Consider the following 14,600-nt stretch of genomic DNA (forward strand, 5'->3'; position numbering starts at 1 on the left):
CGCCCCACGAAGGAGTGGTCTTCTTCACTGCGCCTGACACCCAGAGCCATCACTTCACTACTGTTCGTGAACATGAAAATTGCTTTCGTCGGGAAGGGGGGCAGCGGCAAGACCACGCTCTCCTCCCTCTTCATCCGCCACCTCGTGGCCACCGGCGCCCCGGTCCTCGCCATCGACGCCGACATCAACCAGCATCTCGGCCCGGCGCTCGGCCTCGACGAGGCCCAGGCGGCCGCACTGCCCGCGATGGGCGAGCAACTGCCACTGATCAAGGACCATCTGCGCGGCTCCAACCCGCGCATCGCCTCCACCGCGACGATGATCAAGACGACCCCGCCCGGCGAGGGCTCGCGGCTGGTGCGGGTGCGGGAGCCGAACGCGGTGTACGACGCCTGCGGGCGCCCGGTGGAACTCGACGGCGGCGCCGTCCGTTTGATGGTCACCGGCCCCTTCACGGACGCCGACCTGGGGGTCGCCTGCTACCACTCGAAGACGGGAGCGGTGGAACTGTTCCTGAACCACCTCGTCGACGGCCCCGACGAGTACGTCGTGGTCGACATGACGGCGGGTTCGGACTCCTTCGCCTCCGGCCTGTTCACGCGGTTCGACATGACGTTCCTCGTCGCCGAGCCGACTCGGAAGGGGGTCTCCGTCTACCGCCAGTACAAGGAGTACGCCCGCGACTTCGACGTGGCTCTGAAGGTCGTCGGCAACAAGGTCCAGGGGCAGGACGACATCGACTTCCTCCGCGCGGAGGCCGGTGACGACCTGCTGGTGACGGTCGGGCACTCGGACTGGGTGCGCGCCATGGAGAAGGGCCGCCCGCCCCGGTTCGGTCTCCTGGAGGAGGCCAACGCCCGCTCCCTGCAGACCCTCCGGGCCGCCGCCGACGCCACGTACGAACTGCGCGACTGGGAGCGCTACACGCGCCAGATGGTCCACTTCCATCTGCGGAACGCCGAAGCCTGGGGCAACGAGCGCACCGGGGCCGACCTGGCGGCGCAGGTCGACCCCGGGTTCGTGCTCGGTGAGGGCCTGGCGGCTCCGGTGTGACGCCTACTGCTTGACCGCCGGCGCCCCGGGGACGCCCTTGGGCGCCGGGGCCGGACGCCCGGACAGGAGGGACGCCCAGCCCTGCCGGGGCGCCTCGCCGACCTTCAGGGTGCGCAGCTTGGCCAGCGTCCTCGGGTCCTGGGCGTCCAGCCAGTCGGTGAGCTGGTGGAAGGAGACACAGCGCACCTCGGGCTTGTTGCACACCTCCTTCACCACCTCGTCGATGGCACGCATATAGGTGCCGCCGTTCCATGACTCGAAGTGGTTGCCGATGATCATCGGCGCGCGGTTGCCGTCGTAGGCCCGGTAGAAGCCCTTGAGCAACCCGTCACGCATCTGATCGCCCCAGTAGTCGTACATGTCGGGGTCGCCCTGGGTCTGCGTGCCCGACTGGTTGACCATGAAGTTGTAGTCCATGGTCAACTGCTCGTAGGTGTGCCCGGGGAAGGGGACGAGCTGCATCGACAGGTCCCACAGGCCGTCCTTCTTCTCGGGCCACACCTGGTCGTCGACTCCGCTGGAGTCGTAGCGGAAGCCCAGTTGGCGGGCCGCCTTCCTGAAGTTCTTCTGCCCTTCCAGGCAGGGGGTCCGGGCTCCGATCAGCTCCTTCTCGTAGTCGAAGGGCAGAGGGGCCGCCTTCTTCATGCCGGTGTTGGTCCGCCAGTTCTTCACGAACTGCTTGGCCTGGGCGATCTCGCTCTTCCACTCCTTCACCGACCACTCGCCGACGCCGCCGTCGGGGCCGCAGAAGTGACCGTTGAAGTGGGTGCCGATCTCGTTGCCCTCGAGCCAGGCCAGCCGCACCTGCTTGAGGGTGTCGGAGATGCCCTGCGCGTCGTTGAAGCCGATCTCCGAGCTGCCCGGGGCGTGTTGCGGCGGTCTGTAGAGGTCACGTTTCTCCTCCGGCAGCAGATACACGCCGCTGAGGAAGTACGTCATCGTCGCGTTGTTCTCCTTGGAGACCTTGCGGAAGTGGGAGAACAGTTTCTGGCTGTCCTCCCCCGCCCCGTCCCAGGAGAACACCACGAACTGAGGAGGTTTCTGACCGGGCTTGAGCCGCTCGGGGACGGGCAGGTGCGGCTGCCCGCCGGTGTACGCGGTGGACCCGTCGCCGATCAGACGGAGCACGCTGTTGGGCGCCGGCGCCCCCTGCCGCGGGCCGGGCGCTCCTTCCTTCGGGCCGTTGCCGCCGGACGAGCAACCGGCCAGCGACGCGGTACAGGCCGCGGCGACCATGGCGCCCACGGCGATCCTCTGGGTGGCGGCCATCTTCCGCCCCACCTTCTTCCTTCTCTCAGGCAAACGCTGATGAGGGCGTTTTCAGGTGATGTGCCGGGTTGTACCGACAGCGCCGCCAAGGTCGCACGGGCCCGAGAAGGAATTAGTACGACAAGCCGATGAAATGATCGGTTCGCCCGGAGAGGTGACCGTTTACCCCATTTGCGACTAAAAGCTATGCATGACCTTTACTCTGCATTACGGTTCGTTTACGAAGCGTTGATCTCATCCCGCCACCGCACGCCGTGACCCCACGGCCGCGACCGAGCCCCCGCACCGGCGGGGATCCATCCCCGTACGCGACCGCGCCACCCGGAGGAGACGGGACCATGACAGCCTGCGCCCCCACCCACACCCAGCACTCCCACCCGCCGCACAGCCCGCCCCGGCCCCCGCGTCGCCGCCTCGTCCAGGGCGCCGACCTGTCCGCCTCCGTCGCGGTCTTCCTGATCGCCCTGCCCCTGTCCCTCGGCATCGCCCTCGCGACCGGCGCTCCGCTCCAGGCCGGACTGGTCGCCGCGGCGGTCGGCGGACTGGTCGCCGGCCGGCTCGGCGGCTGCCCGCTTCAGGTCAGCGGCCCCGCCGCCGGACTCACGGTGGTCACCGCCGACCTCATCCATCGCTACGGCTGGCGGACCACCTGCGGCATCACGGTCCTCGCCGGACTCGCCCAACTGGGCCTGGGCTGCCTGCGTGTGGCCCGCGGCGCGCTCGCGGTCAGCCCCGCCGTGGTGCACGGCATGCTCGCCGGTATCGGCGTCACCATCGCCGTCGCCCAGTTGCACATCGTCCTCGGCGGCAGCCCCGACAGTTCCGTACTCGCCAACCTGCGCGCCCTGCCCGCCCAGCTGGCGGACGTGGACCCGGCCGCCGTGTCGATGAGCGCGCTCACCCTGACCCTGCTGCTGGCCTGGCCGCGCGTCCCCGGCCGCGCCGGCCGGCTGCTGCGCCGGGTCCCCGCCGCCCTGGTTGCCGTCACCGGAGCCACCGTCACCGCCGCGCTGACCGGACTGGTCCTGCCCCGGGTCGACCTGCCGTCCTGGAGCAGTCACGCACTGGCCGGACTGCCCGAGGGCCCGGGACTCGGCATCGCCGCCGCCGTGCTCACCACCACGCTGGTGTGCAGTGTGCAGTCGCTGCTCGGCGCGGTCGCCGTGGACAAGCTGGTCGCCGCCCGGCCCGGACCGCAGGCCCATGTCGGGCGCTCGGACCTCGACCGCGAGCTGCTCGGCCAGGGCGCCGCCAACATCGTCTCCGGGGCGCTCGGCGGACTGCCCGTGGCAGGGGTGGCCGTGCGGAGCACCGCGAATGTGAACTCGGGTGCCGTGAGCCGGAACTCCACGATGCTGCACGGCGTTTTCGTAGTAGCCGCCGCACTGCTGATGGTCCCGCTCCTGGAGTGGATCCCGCTCTCCTCGCTCGCCGCCCTGGTGATGGCCGTCGGCATCCAGATGGTGTCCCTGAACCACATCCGCACGGTGACCCGCCACCGTGAAGTGCTGGTGTACGCCGCCACCACACTCGGCGTGGTGGTCTTCGGTGTCCTGGAGGGCGTGGCCCTCGGGGTCGCCGTGGCGGTGGCCCTCGCCCTGCACCGCCTCGCCCATACCCGCATCACGCACACGGAGAAGGAAGGAGTCCATCACGTACGCGTACGAGGCCAGCTGACGTTCCTCGCCGTGCCCCGGCTCAGCAGAGCCCTGCATCTCGTACCCCAAGGCGTGCACGCCGTCGTGGAGTTGGACGGCTCGTTCATGGACCACGCGGCGTACGAGTCACTGCAGGACTGGCAGAACACCCACCGCGCGCGGGGCGGAACCGCCGAGCTGACCGGCCGGCGCGGCAGAGTCCGCTCATCGGATCCCGGCCCGTCCGCGGTGTGCCGGTGCCGGCCCTGGACGCCCTGGCGCAACCACCGGGCCTGCTTCGCACAGGCTCCCACCACGCCCGTCACCCATGAACTCGCCCGTGGCATCAGCTCGTTCCAGCGGAACACCGCCCCGCTGGTGCGGGAGGAGCTGGCGCGGCTCGCGCGGGAGGGGCAGCGGCCCTCACAGCTCTTCCTCACGTGCGCCGACTCCCGGCTGGTCACGTCGATGATCACCTCCAGCGGCCCCGGCGACCTGTTCGTCGTCCGCAACATCGGCAACCTGGTGCCGCCGCCGGGCGAGGAGCACGGCGACCACTCGGTGGCGGCCGCCATCGAGTACGCGGTGGAGGTACTCGGGGTGCGGTCGATCACGGTGTGCGGGCACTCCGGATGCGGGGCCATGCAGGCGCTGCTGGCCGCCGAGCCCGGGGGCGCGGTGACCCCGCTGAAGCGGTGGCTCGGGCATGGGCGGCCGAGCCTTGACCGGATGGCCGACGACCAGCGTGACCGGCTCCTGCTCGCCGGGCGGCCACCCGCCGACGCGGTGGAGCGGCTGGGCCTGGCCAACGTGGTCCAGCAGCTGGAGCACCTGCGGGCGCACGACACGGTCGCGCGCGCTCTGGCGGCCGGTGCGCTGGAGCTGCACGGGATGTACTTCCACGTGGGCGACGCGCAGGCCTATCTGCTCGACGCGAGCGGGGACGGCGCCACGGCGTTCGAGCATGTGGCGGGAGCTGCGGGAAAGGAGGCGGAAGAGGAGGCTGAACAGGAGACCGGGACGGCCCCGGAGCTGCGGAATCCGGTTTGACCACCCGGCCGGTCGACAGGTCTAAACCAATTTTGCCGTCGACCCTTGTCATCGGACCCCCGCGTCTGATGAGCTGTGGCCTGGGACACAACGGACACCCTGGGAAAGGGAGATGTCGTGAGCAACGAAAGCCTGGCCAACCTCTTGAAGGAGGAGCGACGCTTCGCGCCGCCCGCCGACCTGGCCGCGAACGCCAACGTCGGTGCGGAGGCGTACGAACAGGCCAAGGCTGACAGGCTCGGCTTCTGGGCCGAGCAGGCCCGCCGGCTGACCTGGGCCAAGGAACCGTCCGAGACACTGGACTGGTCGAACCCGCCGTTCGCGAAGTGGTTCAAGGACGGCGAGCTGAACGTCGCGTACAACTGCGTGGACCGGCATGTCGAGGCCGGGCACGGGGACCGGGTCGCCATCCACTTCGAGGGCGAGCCCGGCGACAGCCGCTCGATCACCTACGCGGAGCTGAAGGACGAGGTCTCCAAGGCGGCCAACGCCCTGCTGGAACTCGGTGTCCGCAAGGGCGACCGGGTCGCCATCTACATGCCGATGATCCCGGAGACCGCGATCGCGATGCTGGCCTCGGCCCGGATCGGCGCGGCGCACTCGGTCGTGTTCGGCGGGTTCTCGGCGGACGCGCTCGCCACCCGGATCCAGGACGCCGACGCCAAGGTCGTCATCACCTCCGACGGCGGCTACCGGCGAGGGAAGCCGTCCGCGCTCAAGCCCGCCGTGGACGAGGCGATCACCAAGGTCGACAACGTCGAGCACGTGCTCGTGGTGCGCCGCACCGGGCAGGACGTCGCCTGGGACGGCGAGCGGGACGTGTGGTGGCACGAGGTGGTGGAACGGCAGTCCGCCGAGCACACCCCGGAGGCGTTCGACGCGGAGCACCCGCTGTTCATCCTGTACACGTCCGGTACGACGGGGAAGCCGAAGGGCATCCTGCACACCTCCGGCGGCTACCTGACCCAGACGGCGTACACGCACTGGGCGGTGTTCGACCTCAAGCCGGAGACGGACGTCTACTGGTGCACGGCGGACGTCGGCTGGGTCACCGGGCACTCGTACATCGTGTATGGGCCGCTGGCCAACGGCGCGACCCAGGTCATGTACGAGGGCACCCCCGACACCCCGCACCAGGGGCGCTTCTGGGAGATCGTGGAGAAGTACCGGGTCACGACCCTCTACACCGCGCCGACCGCGATCCGTACGTTCATGAAGTGGGGCGACGACATCCCCGCGCAGTTCGACCTGTCGTCCCTGCGGGTCCTCGGCTCGGTCGGCGAGCCGATCAACCCCGAGGCGTGGATCTGGTACCGGAAGCACATCGGCGCCGACGCCACCCCGGTCGTGGACACCTGGTGGCAGACGGAGACCGGCGCGATGATGATCTCGCCGCTGCCGGGCGTCACCGAGGCCAAGCCCGGCTCGGCGCAGCGCCCGCTGCCCGGCATCAGCGCGACGGTCGTGGACGACGAGGCGAACGAGGTGCCCGACGGAGGCGGCGGCTACCTCGTGCTCACCGAGCCGTGGCCGTCGATGCTGCGCACCATCTGGGGCGACGACCAGCGGTTCATCGACACCTACTGGTCGCGCTTCGAGGGCAAGTACTTCGCCGGTGACGGCGCGAAGAAGGACGACGACGGGGACATCTGGCTGCTGGGCCGGGTGGACGACGTGATGCTGGTGTCCGGCCACAACATCTCCACCACCGAGGTGGAGTCGGCGCTCGTATCGCACCCGTCGGTCGCCGAGGCGGCGGTCGTCGGCGCCGCCGACGAGACCACCGGCCAGGCCATCGTGGCCTTCGTCATCCTGCGCGGTTCGGCGTCCGAGGACGACAAGCTGATCGGCGCGCTGCGCGACCACGTCGGCGCCACGCTCGGCCCGATCGCCAAGCCGAAGCGGGTCCTGCCGGTGGCGGAGCTGCCGAAGACCCGCTCCGGCAAGATCATGCGCCGGCTCCTGCGGGACGTCGCGGAGAACCGTCAGCTCGGTGACGTCACCACGCTGACCGACTCCACGGTCATGGACTTCATCCAGGCGAAGCTCCCGGCGGCGCCGAGCGAGGACTAAGTCCGGACTGCGGGCGGCGGCGACGCCGCCCGCACGGCCGCGGGACGGCGGGAAGGGGCCTCCGGCGCGAGCACGCCGGGGCGCCCCTTTTGCGCCTAATGTTCAGATCGCCGGATGCATCCCGCGGCAACCTTAGGTAATCTAAACAAAGCTCGATGTGAAAGAGCCTCAAGGTGCGCCGGGAAGTCTGGTCGGCATGTGCTCAGCCCTGCCCACCACACCCGGAGGTCTCCACCGTGGCCGCCCCCCGTGACACCGCGTCCCCCACCTCGCGCACCGGCCGCAAGGTCCTCGGCCGCCTGTCCCTGCCCGAGCGGACCGCCGTCGCGGACGCGCTACGCACCGAGACCGTGGGCGGCGTCCTGCTGCTCGTCGCCGCCGTCACCGCGCTGATCTGGGCGAACATCCCGGCACTTCACCACGGCTACGAATCCGTCAGCGACTTCCACTTCGGCCCCGCCGCCCTGGGCCTGAACCTGTCCGTGGCGCACTGGGCCGCCGACGGGCTGCTCGCCGTCTTCTTCTTCGTCGCCGGGATCGAGCTCAAGCGCGAGCTGGTCGCCGGTGACCTGCGTGATCCCAGGGCGGCGGTACTGCCCGTCGTGGCGGCGCTGTGCGGGATGGCCGTACCCGCGCTCGTCTACACCCTGACCAATCTGATCGGGCACGGCTCCACCGACGGCTGGGCGGTGCCCACCGCCACCGACATCGCCTTCGCGCTGGCCGTCCTCGCGGTCATCGGCACCGCGCTGCCCAGCGCCCTGCGCGCCTTCCTGCTGACCCTGGCGGTCGTCGACGACCTCTTCGCGATCCTGATCATCGCCGTCTTCTTCACCGAACGGATCGACTTCGCCGCCCTCGGTGGAGCCGTCGCCGGGCTGGTGGTCTTCTGGCTGCTGCTGCGCGCGGGGGTGCGCGGCTGGTACGTGTACGTGCCGCTGGCGGTCGTCGTCTGGGCGCTGATGTACAACAGCGGTGTGCACGCCACCATCGCCGGCGTGGCGATGGGCCTGATGCTGCGCTGCACCACCCGCGAGGGCGAGGAGCATTCGCCGGGCGAACACGTCGAGCATCTGGTGCGGCCGCTGTCCGCCGGGCTCGCCGTACCGCTGTTCGCGCTCTTCAGCGCCGGGGTGTCGGTGTCCGGCGGGGCGCTGGGGGACGTGTTCACCCGGCCCGAGACGCTCGGCGTGGTGCTCGGACTGGTCGTGGGCAAGGCGCTCGGCATCTTCGGCGGCACCTGGCTGACCGTGCGCTTCACCCGGGCCTCGCTCAGCCAGGACCTCGCCTGGGCCGACGTGTTCGCGGTGTCCTCGCTCGCCGGGATCGGCTTCACCGTCTCACTCCTCATCGGCGAACTGGCCTTCGAGGGCGACGCGGCGCTCACCGACGAGGTGAAGGCGGCCGTCCTCACCGGATCGCTGATCGCGGCCGTGTGCGCCACGGTGCTGCTGAAGATACGCAACGCCCGGTACCGCAGGCTCTGGGAGGACGAGGAGCGCGACGAGGACCAGGACGGCATCCCGGACGTGTACGAGCAGGACGACCCGGAATACCACCTGCGGATGGCGGAGATCCTCGAGCGCAAGGCCGCCGACCACCGGCGCATCGCCGCCGAGAAGGCCGCCGCGGCGCGCCACGGGCTTCAGGAAGTACCGGGCGGGGCAGGCGATGAGGACGGCCGTCCGGCATGATCTGACGAGACGGTACAAAACAAGACGGCACACAAGACCTCGCACGGCACGCGAAACTTCAAAGGGAGAACGCGATGAGCGCACCCGACGGCAGCCCGGTCGGCGCCGAACGCAGCATCGGCCAGCTGTTCGCCTCGGCGACGACCGAAATGTCGGCGCTGGTGCACGACGAGATCGCGCTGGCCAAGGCCCAGCTGAAGCAGGACGTCAAGCGGGGGGCGACCAGCGGCGGCGCGTTCAGCGCGGCCGGCATGCTGCTCCTGTTCTCCCTGCCGATGCTCAACTTCGCGCTGGCTTACGGCATCCGGACCTGGAGCGGCTGGAACCTCGCGGTCTGCTTCCTGCTGTCCTTCGCGGCCAACGTGCTGGTCGCCGGCCTGCTCGCGCTGATCGGTGTGATGTTCGCCAAGAAGGCGAAGAAGAGCCAGGGCCCGCAGAAGGTCGCCGCGTCCGTGAAGGAGTCGGCGAGCGTGCTGCAGAACGCCAAGCCGCACCCGCGCCCCGAGCTGCCGCAGGACCGTGCGCCCCAGGCCATCGAAGCTGTGGCACGCTCGTCCTCATGACGGAACCCGCCGCGGCAGCGGCCGTACGGATCGACCTTCCCTCCGGGGAGAAGGTGACACACCGGGACGTCGCCGCCAACGGCGCGCGGTTCCACATCGCCGAGCTCGGCGACGGCCCCCTGGTGCTGCTGCTGCACGGTTTCCCCCAGTTCTGGTGGACATGGCGCCATCAGCTCGTCGCGCTCGCCGAGGCGGGCTACCGGGCCGTGGCGATGGACCTGCGGGGGGTCGGCGGCAGCGACCGCACCCCGCGCGGGTACGACCCCGCCAACCTCGCCCTGGACGTCACCGGGGTGATCCGCTCCCTCGGTGAGCCGGACGCCGCGCTGGTCGGCCACGACCTGGGTGGCTACCTGGCGTGGACGGCGGCCGCGATGCGGCCCAAGCTCGTGCGGCGGCTCGCGGTGGTCTCGATGCCGCACCCCCGGCGCTGGCGTGCCGCCATGCTCCGGGACGCCCGGCAGACGGCAGCCGGCTCCTACATCTGGGGGTTCCAGCGGCCCTGGATCCCGGAGCGCCAACTGACCGCCGACGGCGGCGCGCTGGTGGGCCGGCTGATCCGGGAGTGGTCCGGGCCGCGGCTGCCGGAGGACGAGGCCGTGGAGACGTATCAGCGGGCCATGTGCATCCCGTCGACCGCGCACTGCTCGATCGAGCCGTACCGCTGGCTGGTGCGCTCTCTGGCCCGCCCGGACGGCATCCAGTTCAACCGCAGGATGAAGCGGCCGGTACGCGTGCCGACGCTGCATCTGCACGGCTCGCTGGACCCGGTGGCCCGGACGCGCAGCGCGGCCGGCTCGGGCGAGTACGTCGAAGCCCCGTACCGCTGGCGCCTGTTCGACGGTCTCGGGCACTTCCCGCACGAGGAGGACCCGGCGGCCTTCTCCGCGGAACTGGTCAACTGGCTGCGGGATCCCGAGCCGGACAGGTGAGGGGACAGGGTGCTTCGGGCTCCCGTCACTGAACACCTGTTCCTCGAACGGCCACATGCCTGCCGCATAGGCCAATTGGGGGGCGCGGAAGCGGTTATCGACCTACGAGCGGGGGCAGACGTCGGGGTATGGGCTGGACGCACGACTACAGTGACGCACCCCGCAACCGCCGCTCGGTCTCCGGGCCGAGCTCCCCGCAGCGAGGCACTCCGCAGCTCGCGGAGGCGGACCTCAGGGTGGGAATTCCGCGTATCCTGCGCCGCCGTGCCCGCTGGGTATCGGTACGTCTGCGTCACCCGCGCGGCTGATCCGCCGCCCGGGAATCACCGCGGCCGGTCCCCCCTCCTCCGGGATCACAGGGCGCAGCTGTCGGTGCCCACCTGCTGGTTCGCCGTGCGACCCCGGGTGATGTCCTGCTGGATCTCGTCCGCCGTGAGGGCATAGCCGGTGTCGGCGTCGTCGAGGGACTTGGCGAACACCACGCCGTAGACCTTGCCGTCGGGCGTGAGCAGCGGGCCGCCGGAGTTGCCCTGGCGGACGGTCGCGTACAGGGAGTAGACGTCCCGGCCGACCGTGCCGCGGTGGTAGATGTCCGGGCCGTTGGCGGTGATGCGTCCGCGTACCCGCGCGGCCCGCACGTCGTAGGAGCCGTTCTCCGGGAAGCCCGCGACGATCGCGCCGTCGCCGCCGGACGCGTCCTGGGTGCTGAACTTCAGGGCGTGCGCCGTCAGGTCCGGTACGTCGAGCACGGCGATGTCGCGCTTCCAGTCGTACAGGACGACCTTCGCGTCGTACTTGCGGCCCACTCCGCCTATCTGGACGGTGGGCTCGTCGACGCCACCGACGACGTGCGCGTTGGTCATGACCCGCCGGTCGGCGAAGACGAAGCCGCTGCCCTCCAGGACCTTGCCGCAGCTCTGCGCGGTGCCGGTGACCTTGACGATGGACCGCTGGGCGCGGGTGGCGACCGTGCTGTTCGCCAGGGCCGGGTCGGGCGGCTTCACGTCCTTGATCGGTTCGTTGGAGAAGGGGCTGAAGACCTGCGGGAAGCCGTTCTGGGCGAGGACCGAGGTGAAGTCCTGGAACCAGGTGTCGGCCTGCGCGGGCAGCGCCTCGGAGACGCCGAGCAGCACCTTGGAGCTGCGGACCTCCTTGCCCAGGGTCGGCAGGGTGGTCTGGGCGAGGGCGGAGCCGATCAGCCAGGCGACGAGCAGCATCGCGACGACGTTGACGAGGGCGCCGCCGGTGGCGTCCAGGGCGCGGGCCGGGGACCAGGTGATGTAGCGGCGCAGCTTGTTGCCGAGGTGGGTGGTCAGGGCCTGGCCGACGGAGGCGCAGACGATGACGACGACCACGGCGACGACAGCGGCGGTGGTGCTCACGTGGGCGTTGTCGGAGACGGCGTCCCAGATGACGGGCAGCGTGTACACGGCGACGAGACCGCCGCCGAGGAACCCGATCACCGACAGGATGCCGACGACGAAGCCCTGGCGGTAGCCCACGACCGCGAACCACACGGCCGCGGCCAGCAACAGGATGTCCAGCACGTTCACTGCTTCAGGCCTCGCCTACTCCACTCCGGTCCCAGCAGCCTCGGCCGGGGGTCCGAGGGCCCGCGGCGCAGCCGCCGGCGTCACTGCCCTCGGGCGAACACAGCACGGGGGTCACCCTGTCATGACCGCCAGTCGAGCGGGACCTGCTTGTCCCGGTCCCAGGGGCGCTCCCAGCCCGCGTAGTGCAGCAGCCGGTCGATCACTCCGGCGGTGAAACCCCAGACCAGGGCCGATTCGACCAGGAATGCCGGGCCTCGGTGGCCGCTGGGGTGGACGGCGGTGGCCCGGTGGGCGGGGTCAGTGAGATCCGCCACGGGGACGGTGAAGACGCGGGCGGTCTCGTTGGGATCGACGACGCCGACCGGGCTGGGTTCGCGCCACCAGCCGAGCACGGGGGTGACGACGAAGCCGCTGACCGGGATGTAGAGCGCGGGCAGCACGCCGAAGAGCTGCACGCCGGACGGGTCGAGGCCGGTCTCCTCCTCGGCCTCGCGCAGCGCGGCCCTGAGCGGCCCGTCGCCCTCCGGGTCGCCGTCCTCCGGGTCGAGGGCGCCGCCCGGGAAGGACGGCTGGCCGGCGTGGGAGCGCAGGGAGCCGGCCCGCTCCATGAGCAGCAGTTCGGGACCGCGTTCACCCTCGCCGAAGAGGATCAGCACCGCCGACTGCCGTCCCGAGCCGTTCTCCGGCGGCAGGAAGCGGCTGAGCTGGAGCGGCTGGACCGTCTCCGCCGCCCGCACCACCGGGTCCAGCCAGTCGGGCAGGCCCTCCTCGCTCAGCGTCACCGGCCCCTTGTGCGTGTCGTGCGTGTAGGTCATCGCCACCCCCGTCCTGCCGTGTCCAACGCCCGAGGGCACCGAGATCGTTCCGTCATCCGGCCTCCAGCGGCGGCGCGGGCCTGCCGCCGGCGTCGAGGTAGGCCTGCGGCGGTTTCAGGCGCTGGCCCGGCAGGCCGCCCTTCTCGTACTTCAGGAGCTTCTTCGCCTTATCCGGGTCGGTCTCGCCCTCGCCGTAGGCCGGGCAGAGCGGGGCGATGGGGCAGGCGCCGCAGGCGGGCTTGCGGGCGTGGCAGATGCGGCGGCCGTGCCAGATCACGTGGTGGGACAGGTCGGTCCAGTCGCTCTTGGGGAACAGCGCCCCCACGGCCGCCTCGATCTTGTCGGGGTCGGTCTCGTCGGTCCACTGCCAGCGCCGGACCAGCCGCTGGAAGTGCGTGTCCACGGTGATCCCGGGCCGTCCGAATGCGTTGCCCAGGACGACGAAGGCGGTCTTGCGGCCGACGCCGGGCAGCTTGACCAGGTCCTCGAGCCTGCCGGGCACCTCGCCGCCGAAGTCCTCGGCGAGGGCCTTCGAGAGCCCTATGACCGACCTGGTCTTGGCCCGGAAGAAGCCGCAGGGGCGCAGGATCTCCTCGACCTCCTCCGGGTTGGCCGCCGCGAGGTCCTCGGGCGTGGGGTACTTGGCGAAGAGCGCCGGGGTGGTCTGGTTGACCCGCAGGTCGGTGGTCTGGGCCGACAGGACCGTGGCGACCAGGAGCTGGAAGGGGTTCTCGAAGTCCAGCTCGGGATGCGCGTAGGGATAGACCTCGGCGAGTTCGCGGTTGACGCGGCGGGCACGGCGGACGAGCGCGGTGCGGGACTCACCGGACGGGGGCTTCACGGCGATCTTCTTGACGGGTGCGGCCTTCTTCACCGGCACGGCCTTCTTGGCCGCCACCGCCTTCTTGGCCGGCGTGACCTTTTTGTCTGTTTTGCCGCTTTTACTACTACCGCCGGAGCCCTGTTCGCCCACAGCGGAATCACGACGTACAACCACCCGTGCAGCCCCCTTGCCCTGTGCTCTCACCGGCGTTTTGGACACCCGGCCAGCCTAAAGCCCGACACCGACATCCGCCCCGGACCCGGAGGATCGGCCCCCGATTGGACCCCTGCCGCGTACCCCGGGACATCTGTGCGGCATCCTTGTGACAGATCACACTGTTTGGACCGCCCGGCAAAACGGGGAACACGGTCCCCTGGTACACGGGGGATCATGGTCCCCTGAGCAGGTCGACAAGGGAGAGAACTCGTGGACGACGTTCTGCGGCGCAATCCGCTTTTCGCGGCGCTCGACGACGAGCAGGCCGCGGAGCTCCGCGCCTCCATGAGTGAGGTGACCCTCGCACGCGGTGACTCACTGTTCCACGAGGGCGACCCCGGTGACCGGCTGTACGTCGTCACCGAGGGCAAGGTCAAGCTGCACCGCACCTCTCCGGACGGGCGCGAGAACATGCTCGCCGTCGTCGGTCCCAGCGAGCTGATCGGCGAGCTGTCGCTGTTCGACCCGGGTCCGCGCACCGCGACCGCGACCGCGCTCACCGAGGTCAAGCTGCTCGCCCTCGGCCACGGCGACCTCCAGCCCTGGCTGAACGTGCGTCCGGAGGTGGCCGGTGCCCTGCTGCGCGCCGTCGCCCGGCGGCTGCGCAAGACCAACGACGCCATGTCCGACCTGGTCTTCTCCGATGTCCCCGGCCGTGTCGCACGCGCCCTGCTGGACCTCTCCCGCCGCTTCGGCGTGCAGTCCGAGGAGGGCATCCACGTCGTCCACGACCTCACGCAGGAGGAGCTGGCCCAGCTCGTCGGCGCCTCGCGCGAGACCGTGAACAAGGCGCTGGCGGACTTCGCCGGGCGCGGGTGGCTCCGCCTGGAGGCGCGGGCCGTGATCCTGCTGGACGTGGAGCGCCTGGCCAAGCGGTCCCGCTGACCGCCCGCACACGCGCGTGAGGCCCTGTCGTACGGCA

The 14,600-nt window shown here is 70.6% G+C and carries 12 protein-coding genes; 8 read left to right on the forward strand and 4 right to left on the reverse strand.

Annotated elements, in window-relative coordinates; all coding sequences use genetic code 11:
* The first annotated feature begins 72 nt into the window (after nucleotides 1-72).
* Nucleotides 73-1,053, forward strand: a complete 981-nt coding sequence (locus tag ABZ478_RS11785) for an ATP-binding protein (RefSeq protein ID WP_359547754.1) — start codon at nucleotides 73-75, stop codon at nucleotides 1,051-1,053.
* 3 nt (nucleotides 1,054-1,056) lie between these two features.
* Here ABZ478_RS11785 and ABZ478_RS11790 read toward each other — a convergent pair whose 3' ends face one another.
* Nucleotides 1,057-2,322 (reverse strand): hypothetical protein, encoded by a 1,266-nt coding sequence (locus tag ABZ478_RS11790; protein ID WP_359547757.1) that lies wholly within the window; start codon nucleotides 2,320-2,322, stop codon nucleotides 1,057-1,059.
* Between the two features lie 338 nt (nucleotides 2,323-2,660).
* On the opposite strand from ABZ478_RS11790, the gene ABZ478_RS11795 reads away from it, so the two are divergent.
* The 6 genes from ABZ478_RS11795 to ABZ478_RS11820 all read left to right on the forward strand — a co-directional run bounded on the left by ABZ478_RS11795 (nucleotide 2,661) and on the right by ABZ478_RS11820 (nucleotide 10,579).
* Nucleotides 2,661-5,009 (forward strand): SulP family inorganic anion transporter, encoded by a 2,349-nt coding sequence (locus ABZ478_RS11795; protein WP_359547759.1) that lies wholly within the window; start codon nucleotides 2,661-2,663, stop codon nucleotides 5,007-5,009.
* Between the two features lie 117 nt (nucleotides 5,010-5,126).
* Nucleotides 5,127-7,082 carry an acetate--CoA ligase gene (gene acs / locus ABZ478_RS11800; RefSeq protein WP_359547760.1) on the forward strand — a complete coding sequence of 652 codons (1,956 nt, stop codon included), beginning with the start codon at nucleotides 5,127-5,129 and terminating at the stop codon, nucleotides 7,080-7,082.
* A gap of 236 nt (nucleotides 7,083-7,318) precedes the next feature.
* Nucleotides 7,319-8,776, forward strand: coding sequence for a Na+/H+ antiporter NhaA (nhaA, locus tag ABZ478_RS11805; RefSeq protein ID WP_359547762.1), 1,458 nt, complete (start codon nucleotides 7,319-7,321; stop codon nucleotides 8,774-8,776).
* Nucleotides 8,777-8,850: 74 nt separating this feature from the next.
* A complete protein-coding gene (locus ABZ478_RS11810; RefSeq protein ID WP_199211396.1) occupies nucleotides 8,851-9,339 on the forward strand; it encodes a phage holin family protein in 489 nt (162 codons plus the stop codon).
* The gene (locus ABZ478_RS11815) at nucleotides 9,336-10,271 is read left to right on the forward strand and encodes an alpha/beta hydrolase (protein WP_359547765.1); all 936 of its coding nucleotides are present in this window, start codon (nucleotides 9,336-9,338) and stop codon (nucleotides 10,269-10,271) included. Before ABZ478_RS11810 ends, ABZ478_RS11815 begins: the two co-directional genes overlap by 4 nt.
* A 128-nt stretch (nucleotides 10,272-10,399) precedes the next feature.
* Complete coding sequence (locus tag ABZ478_RS11820) at nucleotides 10,400-10,579, forward strand: hypothetical protein (RefSeq protein WP_358932940.1); 180 nt, start codon at nucleotides 10,400-10,402, stop codon at nucleotides 10,577-10,579.
* 45 nt (nucleotides 10,580-10,624) lie between these two features.
* On the opposite strand, the gene ABZ478_RS11825 is transcribed toward ABZ478_RS11820, so the two are convergent.
* From ABZ478_RS11825 to nth, 3 genes are all read right to left on the reverse strand, one after another.
* Complete coding sequence (locus ABZ478_RS11825) at nucleotides 10,625-11,824, reverse strand: MarP family serine protease (RefSeq protein WP_359547767.1); 1,200 nt, start codon at nucleotides 11,822-11,824, stop codon at nucleotides 10,625-10,627.
* A gap of 119 nt (nucleotides 11,825-11,943) precedes the next feature.
* A complete protein-coding gene (locus ABZ478_RS11830; protein ID WP_358932944.1) occupies nucleotides 11,944-12,639 on the reverse strand; it encodes a CoA pyrophosphatase in 696 nt (231 codons plus the stop codon).
* A 52-nt stretch (nucleotides 12,640-12,691) separates the two neighbouring features.
* A complete protein-coding gene (gene nth, locus ABZ478_RS11835; protein WP_359548317.1) occupies nucleotides 12,692-13,519 on the reverse strand; it encodes an endonuclease III in 828 nt (275 codons plus the stop codon).
* A gap of 369 nt (nucleotides 13,520-13,888) precedes the next feature.
* Between nth and ABZ478_RS11840 the strand changes: the two genes are divergently transcribed.
* Nucleotides 13,889-14,563, forward strand: coding sequence for a Crp/Fnr family transcriptional regulator (locus tag ABZ478_RS11840; protein ID WP_199211391.1), 675 nt, complete (start codon nucleotides 13,889-13,891; stop codon nucleotides 14,561-14,563).
* Nucleotides 14,564-14,600 lie beyond the last annotated feature (37 nt).

Source organism: Streptomyces sp. NPDC005706 (genome assembly GCF_040631045.1).
Classification (GTDB): domain Bacteria; phylum Actinomycetota; class Actinomycetes; order Streptomycetales; family Streptomycetaceae; genus Streptomyces.